Source organism: Stagnihabitans lacustris, from assembly GCF_025950525.1.
Classification (GTDB): Bacteria; Pseudomonadota; Alphaproteobacteria; order Rhodobacterales; family Rhodobacteraceae; genus Stagnihabitans.
This window is the reverse complement of record NZ_JAPDGS010000002.1, coordinates 688,182-707,076: the sequence shown is the minus strand read 5'-3', so window position 1 is coordinate 707,076 and position 18,895 is coordinate 688,182. Positions and strand designations below refer to the sequence as shown.

21 protein-coding genes and 1 riboswitch are annotated in these 18,895 nt (G+C 65.0%); of the genes, 10 read left to right on the top strand and 11 right to left on the bottom strand.

Annotation, left to right across the window (positions count from 1 at the left end; genetic code table 11):
* The first annotated feature begins 1 nt into the window (after position 1).
* Complete coding sequence (locus NX862_RS08135) at positions 2 to 1,180, top strand: pyridoxal phosphate-dependent aminotransferase (RefSeq protein WP_264493387.1); 1,179 nt, start codon at positions 2 to 4, stop codon at positions 1,178 to 1,180.
* Position 1,181: 1 nt separating this feature from the next.
* On the top strand, positions 1,182 to 2,759 hold the full coding sequence (locus NX862_RS08130) for a 5-guanidino-2-oxopentanoate decarboxylase (RefSeq protein WP_264493386.1): 1,578 nt from the start codon (positions 1,182 to 1,184) through the stop codon (positions 2,757 to 2,759).
* On the opposite strand, the gene NX862_RS08125 is transcribed toward NX862_RS08130, so the two are convergent.
* The 4 genes from NX862_RS08125 to NX862_RS08110 form a co-directional block, all read right to left on the bottom strand.
* On the bottom strand, positions 2,754 to 3,251 hold the full coding sequence (locus NX862_RS08125) for a GNAT family N-acetyltransferase (protein WP_264493385.1): 498 nt from the start codon (positions 3,249 to 3,251) through the stop codon (positions 2,754 to 2,756). The genes NX862_RS08130 and NX862_RS08125 overlap by 6 nt on opposite strands.
* A complete protein-coding gene (locus tag NX862_RS08120) occupies positions 3,232 to 3,729 on the bottom strand; it encodes a GreA/GreB family elongation factor (RefSeq protein WP_264493384.1) in 498 nt (165 codons plus the stop codon). The genes NX862_RS08125 and NX862_RS08120 overlap by 20 nt, the downstream gene beginning before the upstream one ends.
* Positions 3,726 to 4,175, bottom strand: coding sequence for an NUDIX domain-containing protein (locus NX862_RS08115; protein WP_264493383.1), 450 nt, complete (start codon positions 4,173 to 4,175; stop codon positions 3,726 to 3,728). The genes NX862_RS08120 and NX862_RS08115 overlap by 4 nt, the downstream gene beginning before the upstream one ends.
* A gap of 164 nt (positions 4,176 to 4,339) precedes the next feature.
* Positions 4,340 to 5,269 (bottom strand): DMT family transporter, encoded by a 930-nt coding sequence (locus NX862_RS08110; RefSeq protein ID WP_264493382.1) that lies wholly within the window; start codon positions 5,267 to 5,269, stop codon positions 4,340 to 4,342.
* Between the two features lie 74 nt (positions 5,270 to 5,343).
* Positions 5,344 to 5,471, bottom strand: a riboswitch (FMN riboswitch).
* Between the two features lie 195 nt (positions 5,472 to 5,666).
* Here NX862_RS08110 and NX862_RS08105 point away from each other — a divergent pair.
* Positions 5,667 to 6,407, top strand: a complete 741-nt coding sequence (locus NX862_RS08105) for an esterase/lipase family protein (RefSeq protein ID WP_264493381.1) — start codon at positions 5,667 to 5,669, stop codon at positions 6,405 to 6,407.
* A 49-nt stretch (positions 6,408 to 6,456) separates the two neighbouring features.
* Here NX862_RS08105 and NX862_RS08100 read toward each other — a convergent pair whose 3' ends face one another.
* From NX862_RS08100 to NX862_RS08090, 3 genes are read right to left on the bottom strand one after another with little or no spacing between them, the layout of a single operon-like run.
* On the bottom strand, positions 6,457 to 7,524 hold the full coding sequence (locus tag NX862_RS08100) for a 5-(carboxyamino)imidazole ribonucleotide synthase (protein WP_264493380.1): 1,068 nt from the start codon (positions 7,522 to 7,524) through the stop codon (positions 6,457 to 6,459).
* Positions 7,517 to 7,999, bottom strand: a complete 483-nt coding sequence (gene purE / locus NX862_RS08095; protein WP_264493379.1) for a 5-(carboxyamino)imidazole ribonucleotide mutase — start codon at positions 7,997 to 7,999, stop codon at positions 7,517 to 7,519. Before purE ends, NX862_RS08100 begins: the two co-directional genes overlap by 8 nt.
* Before the next feature lie 58 nt (positions 8,000 to 8,057).
* The gene (locus tag NX862_RS08090; protein WP_264493378.1) at positions 8,058 to 8,276 is read right to left on the bottom strand and encodes a YdcH family protein; all 219 of its coding nucleotides are present in this window, start codon (positions 8,274 to 8,276) and stop codon (positions 8,058 to 8,060) included.
* A 183-nt stretch (positions 8,277 to 8,459) separates the two neighbouring features.
* On the opposite strand from NX862_RS08090, the gene NX862_RS08085 reads away from it, so the two are divergent.
* Both NX862_RS08085 and NX862_RS08080 read left to right on the top strand, forming a co-directional pair.
* Positions 8,460 to 8,873, top strand: coding sequence for an Hsp20 family protein (locus NX862_RS08085; protein WP_264493377.1), 414 nt, complete (start codon positions 8,460 to 8,462; stop codon positions 8,871 to 8,873).
* 9 nt (positions 8,874 to 8,882) lie between these two features.
* Complete coding sequence (locus tag NX862_RS08080) at positions 8,883 to 9,107, top strand: DUF1150 family protein (protein WP_264493376.1); 225 nt, start codon at positions 8,883 to 8,885, stop codon at positions 9,105 to 9,107.
* A 116-nt stretch (positions 9,108 to 9,223) separates the two neighbouring features.
* Here the strand turns inward: NX862_RS08080 and NX862_RS08075 are convergent, their stop codons facing one another.
* Positions 9,224 to 10,936, bottom strand: coding sequence for a bifunctional sulfate adenylyltransferase/adenylylsulfate kinase (locus NX862_RS08075; RefSeq protein WP_264493375.1), 1,713 nt, complete (start codon positions 10,934 to 10,936; stop codon positions 9,224 to 9,226).
* A gap of 159 nt (positions 10,937 to 11,095) precedes the next feature.
* Entirely contained in the window at positions 11,096 to 12,037 is a 942-nt protein-coding gene (trxB, locus tag NX862_RS08070; protein ID WP_264493374.1) for a thioredoxin-disulfide reductase, read from the bottom strand.
* Positions 12,038 to 12,233: 196 nt separating this feature from the next.
* On the opposite strand from trxB, the gene NX862_RS08065 reads away from it, so the two are divergent.
* Positions 12,234 to 12,734, top strand: a complete 501-nt coding sequence (locus tag NX862_RS08065; RefSeq protein WP_264493373.1) for an Lrp/AsnC family transcriptional regulator — start codon at positions 12,234 to 12,236, stop codon at positions 12,732 to 12,734.
* 165 nt (positions 12,735 to 12,899) lie between these two features.
* Here the strand turns inward: NX862_RS08065 and groL are convergent, their stop codons facing one another.
* Positions 12,900 to 14,543, bottom strand: a complete 1,644-nt coding sequence (groL, locus tag NX862_RS08060) for a chaperonin GroEL (RefSeq protein WP_264493372.1) — start codon at positions 14,541 to 14,543, stop codon at positions 12,900 to 12,902.
* Positions 14,544 to 14,644: 101 nt separating this feature from the next.
* Complete coding sequence (locus tag NX862_RS08055; protein ID WP_264493371.1) at positions 14,645 to 14,932, bottom strand: co-chaperone GroES; 288 nt, start codon at positions 14,930 to 14,932, stop codon at positions 14,645 to 14,647.
* Between the two features lie 201 nt (positions 14,933 to 15,133).
* Here NX862_RS08055 and NX862_RS08050 point away from each other — a divergent pair, with 201 nt between their 5' ends.
* The 4 genes from NX862_RS08050 to NX862_RS08035 all read left to right on the top strand — a co-directional run bounded on the left by NX862_RS08050 (position 15,134) and on the right by NX862_RS08035 (position 18,895).
* The gene (locus NX862_RS08050; RefSeq protein ID WP_264493370.1) at positions 15,134 to 16,123 is read left to right on the top strand and encodes a TraB/GumN family protein; all 990 of its coding nucleotides are present in this window, start codon (positions 15,134 to 15,136) and stop codon (positions 16,121 to 16,123) included.
* On the top strand, positions 16,108 to 16,968 hold the full coding sequence (locus NX862_RS08045; protein ID WP_264493369.1) for a DMT family transporter: 861 nt from the start codon (positions 16,108 to 16,110) through the stop codon (positions 16,966 to 16,968). The genes NX862_RS08050 and NX862_RS08045 overlap by 16 nt, the downstream gene beginning before the upstream one ends.
* A 58-nt stretch (positions 16,969 to 17,026) precedes the next feature.
* Complete coding sequence (locus NX862_RS08040; protein WP_264493368.1) at positions 17,027 to 17,947, top strand: manganese-dependent inorganic pyrophosphatase; 921 nt, start codon at positions 17,027 to 17,029, stop codon at positions 17,945 to 17,947.
* Positions 17,948 to 18,034: 87 nt separating this feature from the next.
* Positions 18,035 to 18,895 carry a TIGR01459 family HAD-type hydrolase gene (locus tag NX862_RS08035; RefSeq protein WP_264493367.1) on the top strand — a complete coding sequence of 287 codons (861 nt, stop codon included), beginning with the start codon at positions 18,035 to 18,037 and terminating at the stop codon, positions 18,893 to 18,895.

The window sequence follows — 18,895 nt, the reverse complement described above, 5'->3', positions numbered from 1 at the left end:
CATGCGATACGCGGCGATCACCGAAAGGCTCGCGGGCCTGGGCGGGGCGAAATGGGAGATCCACGCGATGGCCAAGGCCATGGCGCAGACCGGGCAAGAGGTCATCGCCCTGACCATCGGCGAACCCGATGTCCCCCCGCCCGAAGAGCTGTTCGACAAGGCCCATGCCGCGATGCGGTCGGGCCGCTATGGCTATTCCAACGGCCGCGGCGAACCCGGCCTTCTGGCCGCCCTGGCCGAGCGCTATTCCCGCCGCACCGGGCGGACCATCGGCGCCAATCAGGTCATGTGCTTTCCCGGCACCCAGACCTCGCTTTACGCCGTGCTGTTGGGACTTGTCGGTCCGGGCGACGAGGTCCTTGTGGGCGACCCGATGTATGCCACCTACGAAGGCGTGATCCGGGCGCCGGGCGCGGTTCCGGTCATGGTGCCCCTGCATCCCGAACAGGGCTTCCGGATGCAGGCCGCGGATGTGGCGGCGCGCATCACGCCGGCCTCGCGCGTGCTGTTCCTGAACACGCCGCACAACCCGACGGGCGCCGTGCTGACCCGGGACGACCTGATGGCGCTGGGGCGGCTGGCGCGGGATCACAACCTGTGGATTCTGTCGGACGAGGTCTATGAAGAGCTGATCTTTGGCGGCGAATTCCTGTCGCCGCTGGATATCGCGGATTTCGCCGACCGGACCGTGGTCGTGTCGTCCATTTCCAAATCCCATGCCGCGCCGGGCTTTCGGTCGGGCTGGGCGGTCGGCCCGGGCGAGTTCATGGCCCGGCTTCTGCCGGTGGCCGAGACGATGCTTTTCGGCAACCAACCCTTTATCGCCGACATGACGGCGCTGGCGGTGTCGCGGCCCTCGCCGGTCGCTCCGGGGATGGTGGAACGCTTCTCCCGCCGCGCAAGGATGCTGAAGGACGCGCTGCATGGGGTGAACGCGCTGCAGGTCCATGAACCTTCGGCGGGGATGTTCAGCGTGGTGGATATCCGCGCCACGGGCTTGTCGGGCGAGGATTTCGCGCGCAAACTGCTGATGGAGGAACGCGTGGCCGTCATGCCGGGCGAAAGCTTTGGGCCGTCGCTGAACGGTTGGCTGCGGGTGTCTTTGACCCGGTCTGACGCCGAAATCACCGAGGCTTGCCGCCGCATCGCAGCCTTTACCGCCCGCCAGATGGAGGCCTGACATGAGAACCGTTGGCGAACGTCTGGTCGAGGGTCTGGCCGCGCGCGGCGTCAAGGTGGTCTTCGGCATCCCCGGGGTTCATACGGTCGAACTGTATCGCGGCCTGTCGGAAAGCCCGGTGCGCCATGTGACGGCGCGCCACGAACAAGGCTGCGCCTTCATGGCGGACGGCTATGCGCGCGCCAGCGGTCAACCCGGCGTGGCCTTTGTCATCACCGGGCCGGGGATCACCAATGCCCTGACCGCCATGGCGCAAAGCCGTCAGGATTCGGTGCCGGTCTTGGTCATCTCTGGCGTCAACCGGCGCGACAGCCTGGGCCGCGGCCTGGGGCGCCTGCATGAACTGCCCGATCAGGCCGCCATGGTCCGCGCTCTGTGTCCGACCCGCCAGATCACCGCGCCCGAAGATGTCGGCCCCGTGCTGGACTGGGCCTGGGCGCTGTTGACCACCGGCCGCCCGGGTCCCGTCCATATCGAGGTCCCGACCGATGTGATGCCCTTGCCCTGCCCGCCCCTTGCGCCCCCCGCGGCTTTGGCCGAACAGCCGGTGCCGGGGGCCGATGCGCTTGCCCGCGCGGCCGAGCTGTTGAACCGGGCCGCGCGCCCCGTGATCCTGGTCGGCGGCGGCGCCCGTGGCCAGCAAGCCGCGCTGCAAGCCCTGGCCGAAAAGCTTGACGCCCCGGTGATCCAGACCACCAACGCGCGTGGCATGATGCATGGCCATCCGCTGACCGTGCCCGCCTCGCCCAGCCTGGCCGTGGTGCGCGACCTGATCACGGGGGCCGATCAGGTCCTGGCCATCGGCACAGAGCTTGGCCAGACCGACTATGACATGTATGCGGACGGTGGCTTGCCCGACCTGTCCTCCATGATCCGCATCGACCGCGACGGCGCGCAGTTGGGCCGCTGGACGACCGCCTTGGCCCTGCTGGGGGATGCCGGGGCGACCATGGCGGCGCTTTTGCCTCTGCTGACCCCGCACGCGGCCCAAGGCGCGCCCCGCGCCGAGGACACCCGCCACCGCGCCCGCGCCGTGCTGGGAGAGCTTTCCCCCACCATGCCCGGCCAATTGGACATGGTCGAGGCGATCCGCGCCGCCCTGCCCGGCTGTCAGATCATCGGCGACAGCACCCAGCCGATCTATGCCGGCAACCTTTACTATGACCACGACCGCCCGGGCGGCTGGTTCAACGCGGCCACCGGCTATGGCGCGCTTGGCTTTGGCCCCGGGGCGGCGGTGGGCGCCGCCATGGCGCGGCCCGACCTGAAAACCGTTTGCCTGGTGGGCGATGGCGGCTTGCAATTCTCGCCGGGGGAACTGCGGACCGCGGTGGATGAACGCCTGCCCATCACCTTCCTTGTGTGGAACAACGCCGCCTTCCGCGAGATCGCCGAGGCGATGCGCGGCGCCAATACCGAGGTCATCGGCTGCCACCCCTCTCCGCTGCGGCTAGAGCCCTTTGCCGCGGCCTGCGACCTGCCCTTCACAAGCGTTCCCCAAGACCCCGATGTGCTGCATTGGGCGCTAAGCCAGCCCCAGGACGGGCCGCGCCTGATCGAAATCCGCGTGACGCTATAGCGCCCCTCTTGGCAAATCCTTCACCAGCCGATGCACGCGGTGGGGGATGCCGTTTTCCTGCATCTCGCGGTTGACCCCGGTGGGCCGAAAGCCCATGCGCTCCCAGAAGGTGCGGCCCCTCGGGTTGGCCTCCAGCACGGCCAAGTAAAGCCGCGGACAGCCCTGGGCAAGGGCCTGAATATGGTCCAGGAACGCCGCGCCTTGGCCCCGTGACCGGGCACGCGGCGCCAGGATCATCAGCCCCAGATAGGCATCCGGGGCGGTGGGAAAGCCGAAAGAGAGTTCCGCCACGCCCTCCAACCCCTCCCCCCAAAGGCCCAACCGATGCGAGGCCGCCGGATCGCAGCCCGGAGGACCGGCTTGCAAGACATCATCGACATCGCTTTCATTCGGATCGCGGCCCAGCCAAAGCTGATAGTAATCCCGCGCCTCGGTCAAAAGGCCAAGGATCGCGGCGCGGTCGGCCTGGGGGTCAAGCGGCAGGATCGGCATGGGATATCTCCAGAACGTCCAGGGTCACGACGCCCGAGGGCCTGCGCCACTGTACCGTATCGCCCAACTCGGCGCCGATCAGGGCGCGGGCCAGGGGCGATTGCGGCGCGATGCGGCCCAGGGCGGGGTCGGCCTCGTCCTCGCCGGTGATCTCATACCAGGCCGTGCCTTGCGGACCCGCCACGCGGACGCGCAGACCAAAGGCCACCGCGGTCAGATCGGCGGGGGGATCAACCGGAATGGCCGATTTCAACCGCGCCTCCAGATAGCGGATGTCGCGCTCGGCGGCGGCCTCGGGCAGCTTGTCCAGTCGATCCGCACGCGATTTCAAGTCGGCCAGCGCCTCTTGCCGCACAAGCAACCGCGCCTGCAAAGCCGCCAATCCCCGCCGCGTGACATAGTTCGGATGGGAGGAGATCGGCAGATCGGGCAAGGGCTCCAGCGACCCATCCCCCTCTTTCACGAAAGCGCGGCTCATGGCACGATGACTTCCAGCGGGTCGTAATGGCAGCCCGTGCCCCAGGCGGCCTTGGCCAGGCTGTCAGGTTTGAACCGGATGGCGGCCAGGTCGGCGCGGGCAAAGAACCGCCTTTGCGTCACGACGGCGGCCGGATCGACCCAGGCCGGGTCGATGACGCCCGCCGTGATGCGACAGCGGAAAAAGATGTCGACCTGGTGAAAGCCCGTGGCGGGGTCGTGGAATTCGTTGACCAGAGCCGGCGCGCCGACCTCGACGGTCAAACCGGTCTCTTCGCGCAGCTCGCGCGCCAGGTTCTCGGGCAAGGACGCCCCCGGCTCTACCCCGCCGCCGGGCGCGCACCACAGGTCCGAAACCCCACCGGGATAGGCATTGACCAGCAAAAGCCGATCCCGCTCCAGGATCAGCGCCCGCACCGCCAGACGTGGAAAGCGTTTCACAGCCATGTCTTACCCTATCCCGCGGCCCCGAAATGTCCAGAGGCCGCCCGGTGTCCCGGACGGCCTCTGTCGCAAGGGAGTATTTGGGTCAGTATGAAAGCCAAACCCCCTTTCATACTGACCCAAATATCTCCGGGGGAGTCCCAAAGGGACGGGGGCAGCGCCCCCCCTTAGGCGGCCACAGCCTGCGCGCCCTCGGATTTCCAGCCGCTCCACAACAGGTAAAGCGAGCCCGCCAGGATCAGCACGACGCCCATCCAGATATTGCCCTCGGGCCAATAGCCGAAGACCAGCCCATAGATCAGGATGTTCGAGATCAGCTTCAGATCGTCGAAGGGTTGGACAAAGGCCGCATCCGCCGCGGCATAGGACCAAGTCAGCAGATATTGCGCCGCCATCATCACCATGCCGCCCGCGATCAGCCAGAACCAGATCGGCGCCGAGGGCAGTTCGAACCCGGCATGAACCGACAGGCCCGCGTTGATCGGCGTCAACAGCACCAAAAGCCACAGCGTGATCGACGGCGCGCTTTCCGTCCGGGTCAGGACCTTGGTCAGCAGGGACGACCCCGCCCACAGCACCGCCGCCGCGACCGGATACAACATCGCCGCCGTCAGCCCCGAGGTCCAGAGCCCCGAAACGATGGTCGCCCCGCCCAAGCCGATCCCCGCGGCGATCCAGCGCGGCGCGCTGACGGTCTCGCCCAGGAACAGCGCCGCGCCCACCAGCACGAAGATCGGCGAGGTCATCACCAGCGAGATCACCTGCCAGATCGGCGTTCCCGCCGCCAGGCTCATGACAAAGGCCTGAACCCCCAGCGCCGAAACGACCACCCGCACCAGATGCATCACCGGCCGCTGAGTCTTGAAGCCCTCCAGCCCGTGGCGCAGGATGAAGGGCGCCGAAAAGACCGTGGCGATCAGATATTGCCAAAAGGTGTCAGACTGCGCCTTGAAGCCCAAGCCGCCCCAATCGCCCGGGGCCGTGATGTGATAGGTGATCGCATTGGCTGCCGCAAAGCAGATGCCCGCCAGCACCATATAGGCCGCGCCACGCAGGTTCTGAGTCATGCCGTTCTGAATCGTGCCGTTCTGAGTCATGGTTGTCTCCTTTCATTGACCACCTGTGACCCAGGGAGATCATGAGGAGACAGGCCCGCGCGAACGGGCCTGGCACTCATTCTCTTTCATCCGGACTATACCGTCGGCCCCGGGGTTCCACCGGATCTGCTGACCCTTCCGAAGAAGGCGCTCGCGGGCTATCACCGCCGGTGGGGAATTGCACCCCGCCCTGAGAATACCGGGACACCCCGGCCAAGAATGCATAGCGAAACTTGCCTCCCCGGGCAAGCGCGCCAGGGTGCGGGCCCGCAAAAGACCTGTGCGCGCCTGCAGATCGCCCGTTCCGCAGGCGGATATTCCCTTTGACGCGGCGGAAAGGAAAGCCGGGCGTCGTTGCCCCCTTGCCTCTGCCCTGCCGACGGGGCGACATAGGGCCATGCGCCGCTCTTCTGCCCTGTTCCTTGCCGCCCTCGCAGCCCTTGGCCCCGCGCCCGTGCTGGGCGAATGTGTGGTGCTCTTGCATGGGCTGGCGCGGTCCGAGGCCTCGCTTCTTCTGATGGACGGCGCCTTGCGGGCGCAGGGTTATCAGGTGGTGAACGAAAGCTATCCCTCGACAGCGGCCACGGTGGCCGAATTGGCCGAGATGGTGGGCGACCGGGTCGCTGCCTGTCCGCCCGGGACCAAGGTGAATTTCGTCACCCATTCGATGGGGGGTATCCTGCTGCGGCTGTGGCTGCGCGACCATCGCCCGGCGCAGATGGGCCGTGTCGTCATGCTGGCGCCGCCGAACCAGGGATCAGAAGTCGTCGATGCTCTGTCGGATTGGGCGCTGTTTCGCTGGGTCCATGGGCCTGCCGGGGCGGAGCTGGGCACCGGACCCGAGGGGCCGCGGTCGCTGCCGCCTGTGGATTTCGACTTGGGGGTGATTGCCGGCAACCGCTCGCTCAGCCCCTGGCTGTCGCGGTTGATCCCGGGGACGGATGACGGCAAGGTTTCGGTCGCCTCGACCAAGGTTGATGGCATGCGCGCCCATCTGACCCTGCCGGTCAGCCATACCTTCCTGATGAACTCGCCCGAGGTCATCGTGCAGGTTATGGCCTATCTGCAGACCGGGGCCTTCGTGCCCGGGCTGAAATGGGGCGATGCCTTGGCGCAGCTGCTCAAGCCAAAGGCTTGAGCGGGGCGCAATTTATCAAGGCCTGAGGGGCGGCGGGATCAATCCCGCCCTACACCTTCTCCGAGGGCTTCACCCGGTTGACATGGCCCATCTTGCGGCCGGGACGCGGGGCGCCCTTGCCATACAGATGCAAGGCCGCATGGCGTTCGGTCAGGATCGCGGGGACCTTGCCCACGTCATCGCCGATCAGGTTCTCCATGACCACATCCGAGTGCCGCGACCCGTCGCCCAGCGGCAGCCCCATGACCGCGCGGATATGCTGTTCGAACTGATCCACCGCGCAGCCGTTCTGTGTCCAGTGGCCGGAATTGTGAACCCGCGGCGCGATCTCGTTGCAGATCAGGCCCTTCGACGTGACGAACAGTTCGACCCCCATCACGCCGACGTAATCCAGCGCGTTCAGGATGCGGGCGGCGATCAGGATGGCGTCGGACCGCTGACCGGGCGTCAGCTTGGCGGGCACCGTGGTGGTGCGCAGGATGCCATCCTCATGGACATTCTGACCGGGGTCGAAACAGGCCACCGATCCATCCAGACCGCGGGCAGCGATCACCGAAACCTCGTGGGTGAAGGCGACGAACCCTTCCAGCACGGACACCGCGCCCTGCATCGAGGCCCAGGCCTCCGGGGCCTGTGCGGGTTCCATGATGCGGGCCTGGCCCTTGCCATCATAGCCAAGCCTTGTGGTTTTCAGGATGGCGGGCGTGCCGATGGTCGCAAGGGCCGCCTGCAGGCTGGCCGCATCGGTCACAGAGGCATAGGGCGCCGTCACGATGCCGATGCCGTTCAGGAAGTCCTTTTCAAGGATGCGGTCCTGAGAGGTCGCCAAGGCCCGGCGGTTCGGACGGATGGGCTTCAGGCTTTCCAGGAGGTCAAGCGCCGAGGTCGGAACGTTTTCAAACTCATAGGTGATCACATCGACCGAGGCGGCAAAGGCGCGCAAGCTTGCCTCGTCCTCATAGGGCGCGGTTGTCACTTGGTCGGCGACATGGCCCGCGGGGGGATTGGCGCCGGGCTCATAGATATGGGTGCGATAGCCCAGGCGCGAGGCCGCGACCGACAGCATGCGACCCAGTTGCCCGCCGCCTAGGATACCAAGGGTTTGCGGGTCAGTCATCGGAAGGCTCCTCGGGGATGGAGGCCGAAAGCGCGGCGCGCCAGGCGTCCAGACGGGCGGCAATCGCGGGATCGCTGATGGCGAGGATGCCCGCCGCCATCAGGCCCGCATTGGCCGCCCCTGCGCTGCCGATGGCCATTGTGGCGACCGGAAAGCCCTTGGGCATCTGCAGGATGGAATAAAGGCTGTCGACACCCGAAAGCGCCTTGGTCTGGACCGGCACGCCGATCACCGGGACCCGGGTCTTCGAGGCCATCATGCCGGGCAGATGCGCCGCCCCGCCCGCGCCCGCGATGATCACCTTGAGGCCGCGTTCGACCGCCGTCTTGCCGAATGACCACAGCCGGTCCGGCGTGCGATGGGCCGAGACGATCTTGGCCTCGTAGGGGATCGCCAATTCGTCCAGGATCTTGGCGGCTTCCTTCATGGTGGCCCAGTCGGACTGGCTTCCCATGATGATGGCAATTTCAGGCATCACGCACCTCCGTTTGATGGCGCGATAGCCGGAATGTGGGCAAAGGGCAAGTTGCAGCCTAGGCGATGATATCGGGGATCAGCTGGTCTTCCAGTTTGACGATATGATCCTTCAGCGCCAGCTTCTGCTTTTTCAACCGGCGCAGGGTCAGCGGATCGGGGCGCCCCGCAATCGCCAGGGCCGCAATCGCCTCGTCCAGGTCGCGGTGTTCGCGCCGCATGACCTCAAGCTTGATCCGCAGCATCTCTTCGAAACTGAGCGTGTTCTGGGCGTTCATCTGGCTTGGCCTTCCGTCAGGTCCTTCTGACCTTAACACAGTATACAATGATTCGCGCCACTTTGGGCAAGAATCTGCACGGTTGCAGACCCTTGCGCGGGCCGAAGTGCCGCCCCATATTTGTCTGATCCGGGTGCCAGCATGGGCCCGGGACCCCGATGTCGCTGACCAAGGACACCGCCGATGACGAAACTGACCTTTACCGCCCATCCCTATCTTTTGGGCTTTGAACAGCTGGAACGGCTGGTCGAACGCACCGCCAAAACCGGAAACGAGGGCTATCCGCCCTTCAACATCGAGGCGACCTCGGACAACACTTACCGCATCACCCTGGCGGTGGCGGGGTTCCGGGATGAAGACCTGCAAATCACTGTCGAGGACCGCCAATTGGTGATCCGGGGCCGCCAGGCCGAGGACGGCGGGGATCGGGTTTATTTGCATCGTGGCATTGCCGCCCGGGCCTTTCAACGCAGCTTTGTCCTTGCGGATGGGGTCGAAGTGGCGGGGGCCAATCTGGAACACGGACTCTTGCACCTGGATTTGCGGCGTCATGCGCCAGAAACCGTGGTGCAGACCATTCGCATCGGACGCAAATAGGAGGCCTTGATGGATCACAAACTTCCCGGACTTCAGACCCAGGGCGGCATCGTCTATGTCCGCCCCGTGGCGGTGGCCGACCTGCCCGACAACCTGCAAGAGCAGGTCTTGGGCTTGACCACGATCTATTCGGTCCACAAGGCCAGCGGAGAGCGTCTGGCCCTGGTGGCCGACCGCGCCCTGGCCTTTGCGCTGGCCCGCCAACACGACATGGCGCCGATGAGCGTCCACTAAGCCAGCCCCGGGGCATGCCCCGGGCTACGCAGCGGCGCCAGAGCCCTGAAATGACAAAGCCCGGAAATAGCAAAGGCCGCCCCGGCGTGGGCGGCCTCTTTGTTGTGTCGAAGGCCTTAGCCCTTGATCAACCCCAAGCTTTCCAGCTTCAAGATCACCTGATGGGCGCAGTGATCGACATCGACGCCGGTCGTATCGACGACGATTTCGGCCTGGGTCGGCGCCTCGTAGGGGTCGGAGATCCCGGTGAATTCTTTGATCTTGCCTTCGCGGGCCAGCTTATACAGGCCCTTGCGGTCGCGCTTTTCACATTCCTCGATCGGGGTCGCCACATGGACCTCGACGAAGGCGCCGTAAGCCTCGATCATCTCGCGCACGGCGCGCCGCGTCGCGGTATAGGGCGCAATCGGCGCACAGATCGCCACGCCGCCGTTCTTGGTGATTTCCGACGCCACATAGCCGATGCGGCGGATGTTGATGTCGCGGTGTTCCTTGCTGAACCCCAGTTCCGACGACAGATGCTTGCGCACCACATCGCCGTCCAACAAAGTTACGGGACGGCCGCCCATTTCCATCAGCTTGACCATCAGCGCATTGGCAATCGTCGATTTGCCCGACCCCGAAAGCCCGGTGAAGAAGACCGTAAAGCCCTGCTTGTCGCGCGCCGGAGAGGTGCGGCGCAATTGGCGAACCACCTCGGGGAAAGAGAACCAGGCCGGGATATCCACGCCCTCACGCAGGCGGCGGCGCAGTTCGGTGCCCGAGATATCCAGCACCGTGCAGCCCTCGGGGACCTCGTTGGCGGGATAATATTGATCGCGTTCCTGCACATAGACCATGTGCTTGAAATCGACCATCTTCACGCCGATTTCCGCCTCATGCTCCTGGAACAGGGTCTGCGCGTCATAGGGGCCGTAGAAATCCTTGCCCTGGCTGTTCTTGCCCGGGCCGGCATGGTCGCGGCCGACAATGAAATGGGTGCAGCCGTGGTTCTTGCGGATCAGGCCATGCCAGACCGCCTCGCGGGGCCCCGCCATGCGCATCGCCAGGTTCAACAGGCTCATCGTAGTGGTCGATTGCGGATACTTGTCCAACACCGCCTCATAGCAGCGGACGCGGGTAAAGTGGTCGACGTCGCCCGGCTTGGTCATGCCGACGACCGGATGGATCAACAGGTTGGCCTGAGCCTCGCGCGCGGCGCGGAAGGTCAGCTCCTGGTGCGCGCGGTGCAGGGGGTTGCGGGTCTGGAAAGCCACGACCTTTTCCCAACCCAGCTTGCGGAAATAGGCGCGCAATTCGTTCGGGCTGTCGCGCCGCGACTTGAAGTCGTAATGCACCGGCGCCTGCAGACCCCGCACAGGGCCGCCCAGATAGACCGGACCCGCCACATTGTGCAGGTAGTTGATCGCCGGATGGGCCAAATCATCGGCGCCATAGCCAAAGACCTTTTCGGCCTCAAGCTTCTTGTTCGGGACCCATTTGTCCGACACGGTCATCACGGCCAGGATCACGCCCTCGGCGTCGCGCAGGGCGATTTCGGTGCCCGGCGCCACCGCATCGGCAAACTTCTCGGACACGTCCAGCGTGATCGGCATGGGCCACAGCGTCCCATCGGCCAGACGCAGGTTTTCGACCACATTGTCGTAATCGGCCTGGGTGTTGAACCCTTTCAGCGGATGAAAGCCGCCGTTCATCAACAGCTCCAGATCACAGGCCTGGCGCGCGGTCAGATCCCAGGACGGCATCTCTCCGGCCGCGATCTTCAGGCGCTGCGCCTCGTCGGCGGAAACGAAAAGTTCGGGGATCGGCGCAAGGTTGGCTTTGGTCATGGTTCTCTCATCAAGATGCTGAACGGCACAGGGCTTTTGACCCCGCGCCGGGGATTAATCAAGCAAACCCCTAATTTTCGGCTTAAAAAGGGCCAAAATGCTGCGGAAACCGCAGATCTTGGCCCGATTTCCGCGAAAACCCGCGGGCCGTGGAACGGCTCACCCCTGCGCGGCGATAAAGCGCTCGGCATCCAGCGCCGCCATGCAGCCCATGCCGGCCGAGGTCACAGCCTGACGATAGACATGGTCGGTCAGGTCTCCGGCGGCAAAGACACCGGGAATCGCGGTGCGAGTCGTGCCGGGCTCGACCTCGACATAGCCGCCGTTGTGCAGCGGCAGTTGATCCTTGACCAACTCGCTGGCCGGCGCATGGCCGATGGCCACGAAGAACCCCGCACAGGGGATGACGGCCTCGGCCCCGGTCTTCAGGTTGCGCGTGCGCACGCCGGTGACGCCCAGGGGGGCTTCGGTGCCCAGAACCTCGGTGACTTCCGAGTCCCAGACGACGGAAACTTTGGGATGTTTGAACAAGCGGTCCTGCATGATCTTTTCGGCGCGCAAGCTGTCACGGCGATGGACCAAAGTCACCTTGGACGCGAAGTTCGTCAGGAACAAAGCCTCCTCGACCGCGGTATTGCCGCCGCCGATCACGACGATCTCTTTGCCACGGTAAAAGAACCCGTCGCAGGTCGCGCAGGCACTGACGCCAAACCCCTTGAACTTCTGTTCCGACGGCAGGCCCAGCCACTTGGCCTGCGCCCCCGTGGCCAGGATCACCGCATCCGCGGTATAGGTCATGCCAGAGTCGGCCTTGGCCACAAAGGGCCGGACCTGCAAATCAAGGCTGGTGATGTAGTCCGAGATCACCTCGGCCCCCATGGCCTTGGCGTGCTCCTCCATCTTGACCATCAGATCCGGGCCCATGATGTGGCTTTCGCCCGGCCAGTTCTCGACCTCGGACGTGATGGTCAGTTGACCGCCCGGCTGCAGGCCCTGGATCAAGAGGGGCTCCAGCATGGCGCGGGCCGAATAGACCGCCGCCGTATAGCCGGCCGGACCAGAGCCGATGATCAGAACCTTGGTGTGACGCGTCTCGGTCATATGTCTCTCCATCTTTGGCCAAGGGATATAGGCAAAAGACCCGCAAGGGGAAAGGGCGCAAAGCGGCAGGCCGCCTTGCATTGCGGCAATCCGCCCGGGCCTCTCCCGGGGCCTGCACGAATTTTTCTTGCGCTTTCGTGCAAGATTATTGCGCAGAAGGGCGCTCTGGCGTAAGCCACCGCCAAAGGAGACCCCAATGCCCGTATTCAAGCTGGACCCGATCGACCGCAAGATCCTGTCCGAGTTGCAGGCCGATGGACGGATGACCAACGTCGAGCTGGCCTCCCGGGTGGGCATCTCCGCCCCGCCCTGCCTGCGCCGCGTCCGCACGCTGGAGGAAGAGGGCTATATCACCGGCTATCACGCCGACATCAACGCCCGCGAATTGGGGTTTGAAGTCGCAGTCTTTGCCATGGTGCGCCTGAACTCGCAGGCCGAGGCCGACCTGTCGACGTTTGAGGCCCGCTGCCGCGCCTGGCCCCTGGTCCGCGAATGTCACATGCTGAACGGCGAGATCGACTTCATCCTGAAATGCGTCTCGCCCGACCTGTCGACCTTCCAGAACTTCCTGACCGAAGAGCTGCTGAAGGCCGAGAACGTGGCCAATGTGAAGACCAGCCTCGTCATCCGCTGCGCCAAGGATGAACCCGGCCTGCCCTTCGAGGTGCTGGAAAGCCGGCTCGCGAAACACGCCTGACGGCGTTGGTCGGCACCTGTCCGCCAGACCCTGAAGCCGGTTGGCCGCAGGCCAGAGGCGAGGCAAAGGCTCGCGCCGTCAGGCGCTCGATTTAACGGACACGTCCAACGAAAAGGGGCGCACCTTGCGGTGCACCCCCAAACTTTGGACCGAAGTCCGGGATGATTACATCATCCCGTCCATGCCGCCCATTCCGCCCATGCCGCCGCCAGCCGGAGCCGACTTGGGTTCCGGACGGTCCGCGATCATGGCTTCGGTGGTGATCAGCAGCGAGGCGATCGAGGCCGCATCTTCCAACGCGGTCCGGGTCACTTTCGCGGGGTCGATCACGCCGAACTTGAACATGTCGCCATATTCTTCGGTCTGCGCGTTGAAGCCAAAGGTCGGGTCCGACGACTCACGGATCTTGCCAGCCACGACAGCGCCATCGACGCCAGCGTTTTCAGCGATCTGACGCAGCGGAGCTTCCAGCGCGCGGCGCACAATCGCGATGCCGTTCTGTTGGTCGCTGTTCGCGCCCTTCAGATCGGCAAGGCCCTTGCCAGCCTGCACCAAAGCCACGCCACCGCCGACAACGATGCCTTCTTGCACGGCCGCACGGGTCGCGTTCAGGGCGTCATCAACGCGGTCCTTGCGCTCTTTGACTTCGATTTCGGTCATGCCGCCAACGCGGATCACCGCAACGCCGCCAGCCAGCTTGGCCACGCGCTCTTGCAGCTTTTCCTTGTCGTAGTCCGAGGTCGTCTCTTCGATCTGGTTGCGGATCTGAGCGACACGGGCTTCGATTTCGGCCTTCACACCGGCGCCGTCGACGACGGTGGTGTTGTCCTTGGTGATCGAAACCTTCTTGGCGCGGCCCAGCATGTCCAGGGTCACGGCTTCCAGCTTCATGCCCAGGTCATCCGAGATGACTTGGCCGCCGGTCAGGATCGCGATGTCCTGCAGCATGGCCTTGCGACGATCGCCAAAGCCCGGAGCCTTGACGGCCGCGATCTTCAACCCGCCGCGCAGCTTGTTGACGACCAGGGTCGCCAGCGCTTCGCCTTCGACGTCTTCCGAGATGATCAGCAGCGGGCGCTGCGACTGGATCACCGATTCCAGCAGCGGAACCATCGGCTGCAGCGACGAGAGCTTCTTCTCGTGCAGCAGGATATAGACGTCTTCCAGCTCGACCGTCATCTTGTCGGGGTTGGTGACGAAATAGGGCGACAGATAGCCGCGGTCGAACTGCATGCCTTCGACGACTTCGACTTCGGTTTCCAGGCCCTTGTTCTCTTCGACGGTGATGACACCCTCGTTGCCCACGCGCTGCATCGCGTCAGCGATGAAACGACCGATCTGAGCTTCGCCATTGGCCGAGATCGTTCCGACTTGGGCGACTTCGTCCGAGTCCTTGACGGGACGCGAGGCGGCCTTGATCGCTGCGACGACATTGGCGGTGGCGAGGTCGATGCCGCGCTTCAGGTCCATCGGGTTCATGCCGGCGGCAACGGCCTTCATGCCCTCTTTGACGATGGCTTGGGCCAGAACGGTGGCGGTGGTGGTGCCGTCGCCGGCCTCGTCATTGGTGCGGGAAGCGACTTCCTTCACCATCTGCGCGCCCATGTTTTCGAACTTGTCAGCCAGTTCGATTTCCTTGGCAACGGTCACGCCGTCCTTAGTGATGCGGGGCGCACCAAAGGATTTGTCGATGACGACATTGCGGCCTTTCGGGCCCAAGGTGACCTTGACCGCATCGGCCAGGACATTGACGCCACGCAGGATACGGTCACGGGCATCGGTGTTGAAACGAACGTCTTTAGCAGCCATGTTACAGACTCCAGTTAGATGTGAGGTTGAAAGCGTAGGGCGGGGTTCACCCCGCCGCTCGTGTCATCGCGGGGGCACGGCAAGCCATGCCCCGAGGGTCATCAGGAGATGATCCCCATGATGTCGCTTTCCTTCATGATCAGCAGTTCTTCGCCATTCAGCGTGACTTCGGTGCCCGACCACTTGCCGAACAGGATCTTGTCGCCAGCCTTGACGGCCGGTGCGATCAGCTCGCCATTGTCCTTGCGCGCGCCGGCGCCGGTCGAGATCACTTCGCCTTCGGAGGGCTTTTCCTTGGCGGTTTCGGGGATGATCAGCCCGCCCTTGGTCTTGTCTTCGGACTGGATGCGCTTGACCAGGACGCGGTCATGAAGCGGTTGAAAAGCCATCTGGGTATCTCCCTTGGGTATCCAGGTTCTACAGGGTTTAGCACTCATGCAGCGCGAGTGCTAACGAGGCTGGAGTTAGGCACAGTCACGGCGCCTGTCAACACCCGGCTTTGCGAAATTCTCATGACGGGCCCCTTTGCGGCCCGGCTTCGGCGGGGAATGGCTTGGCGCGGCCCCTTCCCGCGTGCCAAGGTCCGGCCCATGAAAACCCTTTTGCACGCCTTTGGCCTTTTGCTGGCCCTGTCCCTGCCCGGCCTTGCCCAATGCCAGGGCCAGGACCTGATCGCCGCCCTGCCGCCCCAGGCCCGCGCGGACCTGGCCCCTGATGTCCCCTTTGCCAAGGGGAACCTGTGGCAGGCCCGACGGGGGGACGCGCACCTTCTGCTGATCGGCACCTATCACCTGGACGATCCGCGCTTTGGCCCCCTGGCCGAGGCGCTGGCCCCGGCGCTGCAGGCCGCTACCGGCCTTTTCGTCGAGCTTTCCCCAAAGGACGAGGCGGCGTTGAAGGCGCAGATCGCGGGCAATCCCGATACGGTCTTCGATCAATCCGGCCCCTCGTTGCGCGACCAGTTGGGCGAGGCGGATTGGGCACGCCTGGCCAAGGCCCTCGCCTCACGCGGGACACCGGCACCGGCGGCGCTGAAGATGCGGCCCTGGGTCGTTGCCGCGATGCTGGAGGCCCCCGCCTGTCTCATGCCGGCCACGGTGGAACGCGGGCTGGACCGCCGCCTGACCACGCTGGCCACGACCCAAGACCTGCCCGTCACCTCGCTGGAGCCCGCCGATACCGCGCTGAAGGTCTTTGCCGCGCTGACCCCCGCGGATCAGCTGGAAATGATCCGCCAGGCCCTGATGGCCGAACCCCAGGCCGAGGACATGGCCGTGACCCTGACCGAGGCCTATTTCCGTGGCGAGAGCCAGCTTTACCTGGCCTTCACCCGGGCCGAGGCGATCCGCCTTGGCATGGACCCCGCCGAGGTCGACCGCCAGATGGAGGTGATGTTCGCGGCCCTCTTGGACGGCCGCAACGCCGCCTGGATACCGGTGCTGGAGGCGGCCCAGGGTCCCCATGTGGCGGCCTTCGGCGCCTTGCACCTGGGCGGCGAAAAGGGCGTGCTGAACCTGTTGGCCGCGCGGGGCTGGACTGTCACCCAATGGACCCCGGGGGACGCATGGCCAACACCCTAAGCGACCACCGCCTGGGGTTGATCCTGATCGCAGTGTCCACCCTGTCCTGGAGCACGGCGGGGCTGTTCACCCGCGCCATCACCGAGGACCTGTTCACCACCCTGGTCTGGCGTGGGGTCTTTGGCACCGCTGGCCTTTTGGCGGTCCTGCTTTGGCGCGACGGGGTCAAGGGCCTGCGCGACTTTGGCAGGCTGGGGCGCGCGGGCTGGGCCTATGCGGCGATTTCGGGCTTGGGGATGTATGCCTATATCGGCGCGCTGCGGATGTCGTCTATTGCCCATGTGTCGATCATCTATGCCTCGGTGCCCTTCATGACGGCGGGGCTGGCCTGGGTGATGATGGGCGCAAGGCCCACAAGGGACGCGGTGATCGCAAGCTCTGTGGCCTTTGCCGGAGCCGTGCTGATGGTGGGCCTTGGCGGCGATGGCAACCTTGTGGGCGACACGCTGGCCGTTGTCATGACCCTGGGAATGGCGCTGATGATGGTCATTGCGCGCAAACACCCCGACATCCCGACCCTGCCCGCCGGCATCACCTCGGCGGTGTTTTCCGTGGCCTTTGCCCTGCCCTTTGCCGGCGCCATGCCCGGCCCGGATCAGCTTTGGCTTCTGGCGGGGTTCGGGATTTTCAACTCGACCCTGGGATTTGCGCTGTTCCTGATGGGGTCGGCCAAGATCCCTCCGATCCAGACAGCCCTTCTGGGCGCCTTGGAGGCCCCGATTGCCCCGGTCTGGGTCTGGCTGGTCTTTGGCGAGACGCCGGGCCTGGCCACGATCCTGGGCGGCCTGGTCGTCATGGTTGCGGTCTTTTGGCACATCGGGCGGCAATACGGCCGGGCCCCGTGACAATCCCGGCTTTCCCGCCTATAAGCCGGGCAAAATTCCGCATCCAAAGAGGCATCCCATGTCGATCAAGGTCTTCGGCCACAAATCCCCCGACACCGATTCCACCGGCTCGCCCATCGCCTGGGCCTGGTATCTGTCCGAAGTGAAGGGCACGCCCGCCAAGGCCTGCCTGCTTGGGGAACCCAACACCGAGGCGCTTTTCGTGCTGAAACACTGGGACCTGGCCAAGCCCGAGATCATCGCCGATGTGACGGCGGACGATCACGTGGTCGTGGTCGATACGAACAACCCGGCCGAACTGCCGCCCTCGATCAACGAGTCCAAGCTTCAGGCGATCATCGACCACCACATGCTGGTCGGCGGGCTGAAGACCAAGTCGCCCATCGACATCACCATCCGCCCGCTGGCCTGCACCGCCACGATCATGCATGACCTGATGGGCGATGACCTGGCCCGCGCGCCGCGTGGGGTCAAGGGCGCCATGCTGTCTTGCATCCTCTCCGACACGCTGGAGTTCCGCAGCCCCACCACCACCGCCCATGACAAGGCCGTGGCCGAAAAGCTGGCCGCCGATCTGGGCGTTTCGATCCCCGAACTGGCCACCGCCATGTTCGAGGCCAAGTCCGATGTCTCGGCCTTTTCGGATGCCGAATTGCTGCGCATGGACTCCAAGGAATACAATGTCGCGGGCAAGGAACTGCGGGTTTCGGTCCTGGAAACCACCGCGCCCAAGATCGTTCTGGACCGCAAGGCCAGCCTGATGGCGTCGATGGTTGGCGTGGCGAAAGAGGACGGCGCGGATCAGGTCCTGCTGTTTGTCGTCGATATCATCCGGGAAGAGGCGACGCTTCTGGTCCCGAACGACTTGGTGAAACAGATGGCCGAAGCGTCCTTTGGCGTGAAAGTCACCGGGGATACGGTCGTCCTGCCCGGCGTCATGAGCCGCAAGAAGCAGATCATCCCCGCGCTGAAGCTGTAACCTGACCACAAGACCAAGGCTCCGCCGGGTTTGACCCGGCGGCTTATCCGCCGGGCCTGTCCCGGTTTTTCCATTCCGGGGGCCTCCATGACCGCTTTCATCTCTTCGCTGTCCGACATCGCGCAGGATTATGACGCGGTCTTTTGCGATCTTTGGGGGTGCCTGCACAACGGCTATACGCCCTTCCCCGGGGCGGTGGCGGCGCTGCAGGGGTTCCGGGCGCAGGGCGGCCGCGTCGTCCTGATGACCAATGCGCCGCGCCCGCGTGGCGCCGTGGCGGCGCAGCTGGACCGCATGGGCGTGCCCCGCGACGCCTGGGACCTGATCGTCACCTCGGGGGATGCCACGCAATATGCGCTGTTTTCCGGCGCCTATGGAACCCGTGTCGGCTTTATCGGCGCCGACAAGGACGAAAGCTTCTTCACCGACCTTCCGCAAGACCTGCGCGCCGTCCAGATCACCCGCACAGCCATCCCAGAGGCCGAGGTGCTGCTTTGCACCGGCCTCGCCCTGGACCTGACCGAGACGCCCGAGGATTACCGGTTGCAACTGGCGCAGGCGCGCAATGCCGGGCTGACCATGCTGTGCGCCAATCCCGATATCATTGTGGATTACGGCGACAAAAGGCTGTGGTGCGCCGGTGCGCTGGCGGCGGAATATGAAAAGCTGGGCGGCGCGGCGCTCTATTTCGGCAAGCCCCATCCGCCGATCTATGACCTGGCGCGGCGGCACCTGGGGCTTCAGGACCCGCGCATCCTGTGCATCGGCGACGGGCTTTGGACCGATATCAAGGGCGGCGTCGCCGAAGGGCTGGACACTTTGTATGTCACCGGCGGCATTTCCGCCCATGAGTTCGGCCCCGCGGATGCCCCCGACCCCGCCAAGGTCCGGGCCTTTCTGGACCGCGAGGCCCTGCCCGCGACCCATGCCATCCCGACGCTTCGGTAA

What these genes read in the sequence shown, in the direction of transcription:
- NX862_RS08135 (WP_264493387.1), top strand. Translation starts at nt 2, where the DNA reads ATGCGATACGCGGCGATCACCGAAAGGCTCGCGGGCCTGGGCGGGGCG.
- NX862_RS08130 (WP_264493386.1), top strand. Translation starts at nt 1,182, where the DNA reads ATGAGAACCGTTGGCGAACGTCTGGTCGAGGGTCTGGCCGCGCGCGGC.
- NX862_RS08125 (WP_264493385.1), bottom strand. Translation starts at nt 3,251, where the DNA reads ATGCCGATCCTGCCGCTTGACCCCCAGGCCGACCGCGCCGCGATCCTT.
- NX862_RS08120 (WP_264493384.1), bottom strand. Translation starts at nt 3,729, where the DNA reads ATGAGCCGCGCTTTCGTGAAAGAGGGGGATGGGTCGCTGGAGCCCTTG.
- NX862_RS08115 (WP_264493383.1), bottom strand. Translation starts at nt 4,175, where the DNA reads ATGGCTGTGAAACGCTTTCCACGTCTGGCGGTGCGGGCGCTGATCCTG.
- NX862_RS08110 (WP_264493382.1), bottom strand. Translation starts at nt 5,269, where the DNA reads ATGACTCAGAACGGCACGATTCAGAACGGCATGACTCAGAACCTGCGT.
- NX862_RS08105 (WP_264493381.1), top strand. Translation starts at nt 5,667, where the DNA reads ATGCGCCGCTCTTCTGCCCTGTTCCTTGCCGCCCTCGCAGCCCTTGGC.
- NX862_RS08100 (WP_264493380.1), bottom strand. Translation starts at nt 7,524, where the DNA reads ATGACTGACCCGCAAACCCTTGGTATCCTAGGCGGCGGGCAACTGGGT.
- purE (WP_264493379.1), bottom strand. Translation starts at nt 7,999, where the DNA reads ATGCCTGAAATTGCCATCATCATGGGAAGCCAGTCCGACTGGGCCACC.
- NX862_RS08090 (WP_264493378.1), bottom strand. Translation starts at nt 8,276, where the DNA reads ATGAACGCCCAGAACACGCTCAGTTTCGAAGAGATGCTGCGGATCAAG.
- NX862_RS08085 (WP_264493377.1), top strand. Translation starts at nt 8,460, where the DNA reads ATGACGAAACTGACCTTTACCGCCCATCCCTATCTTTTGGGCTTTGAA.
- NX862_RS08080 (WP_264493376.1), top strand. Translation starts at nt 8,883, where the DNA reads ATGGATCACAAACTTCCCGGACTTCAGACCCAGGGCGGCATCGTCTAT.
- NX862_RS08075 (WP_264493375.1), bottom strand. Translation starts at nt 10,936, where the DNA reads ATGACCAAAGCCAACCTTGCGCCGATCCCCGAACTTTTCGTTTCCGCC.
- trxB (WP_264493374.1), bottom strand. Translation starts at nt 12,037, where the DNA reads ATGACCGAGACGCGTCACACCAAGGTTCTGATCATCGGCTCTGGTCCG.
- NX862_RS08065 (WP_264493373.1), top strand. Translation starts at nt 12,234, where the DNA reads ATGCCCGTATTCAAGCTGGACCCGATCGACCGCAAGATCCTGTCCGAG.
- groL (WP_264493372.1), bottom strand. Translation starts at nt 14,543, where the DNA reads ATGGCTGCTAAAGACGTTCGTTTCAACACCGATGCCCGTGACCGTATC.
- NX862_RS08055 (WP_264493371.1), bottom strand. Translation starts at nt 14,932, where the DNA reads ATGGCTTTTCAACCGCTTCATGACCGCGTCCTGGTCAAGCGCATCCAG.
- NX862_RS08050 (WP_264493370.1), top strand. Translation starts at nt 15,134, where the DNA reads ATGAAAACCCTTTTGCACGCCTTTGGCCTTTTGCTGGCCCTGTCCCTG.
- NX862_RS08045 (WP_264493369.1), top strand. Translation starts at nt 16,108, where the DNA reads ATGGCCAACACCCTAAGCGACCACCGCCTGGGGTTGATCCTGATCGCA.
- NX862_RS08040 (WP_264493368.1), top strand. Translation starts at nt 17,027, where the DNA reads ATGTCGATCAAGGTCTTCGGCCACAAATCCCCCGACACCGATTCCACC.
- NX862_RS08035 (WP_264493367.1), top strand. Translation starts at nt 18,035, where the DNA reads ATGACCGCTTTCATCTCTTCGCTGTCCGACATCGCGCAGGATTATGAC.